The sequence below is a fragment of the Micromonospora marincola genome, assembly GCF_056150385.1.
Genome location: NZ_JAXCFT010000055.1, coordinates 1 through 951, shown reverse-complemented (window position 1 = coordinate 951; position 951 = coordinate 1). Strand labels below are relative to the sequence as shown.

Here is a 951-nt window from a genome sequence, read left to right as displayed (position 1 = left end):
ATCAATGAGACGTTGATCCGGCAGATGGCGGATGCGATGGTCAGTTCGGGGATGCGGGATGCTGGTTATCAGTATGTGGTGGTGGATGACTGTTGGATGAATCCGAATCGGGATTCGTCGGGGAATTTGCAGGGTGATCCGAGTCGGTTCCCGTCGGGGATGAAGGCGTTGGGTGACTACATCCATGGGCGGGGGTTGAAGTTCGGGATCTATCAGGGTCCGTTGACGAAGACGTGTGCGCAGTATTTCAACAGTTATCCGGGGTCGACGGGGGCGCAGGGGCATGAGGTGCAGGACGCGCGTCAGTTCGCGGCGTGGGGTGTGGATTATCTGAAGTACGACTGGTGTTCGCCGAGTGGGTCGATCGATGAGCAGGTGCGGGTGTTCAACCTGATGCGGGATGCGCTGGCGGGGACGGGTCGGCCGATCGTGTACAGCATCAATTCGAACAGTGTGCACTCGAAGACGGGTCCGCAGCGGGACTGGGGTGATGTGGCGAACATGTGGCGGACCACGGAGGACATCACCAACACGTGGAACTCGGGGCAGACGAACGGGTATCCGATGGGTATCCAGAACATCGTGGACGTGACGGTGCCGCTTGCGGGGCGGGCGAAGCCGGGGGCGTTCAATGACATGGACATGTTGGAGGTTGGTCGGGGTGGGATGACCGACACGGAGATGCGGAGTCACTTCGCGTTGTGGGCGGTGTTGGCGTCGCCGTTGATCGCGGGTAATGATCTGCGGAGTATGAACGCGGCGACGCAGACGATTTTGAAGAACGCGACTCTGATCGGGATCAGTCAGGATGCGTTGGCGTTGCAGGCCGCTCAGGTGTCCTTCGACGGTACCCGTCGGGTGTTGGCGAAGCGGTTGGCCAACGGTGACGTCGCGGTCGCTCTGTTCAACCAGGGCAGCGCCACCACCACGATCAGCACCACCGCGGCGGCG

1 protein-coding gene is annotated in these 951 nt (G+C 61.1%); it reads left to right on the top strand.

The window, feature by feature from the left end; all coding sequences use genetic code 11:
- The coding region (locus tag SM450_RS31025) for a glycoside hydrolase family 27 protein (protein ID WP_474623327.1) at positions 1-951 on the top strand (951 nt) is incomplete at both ends.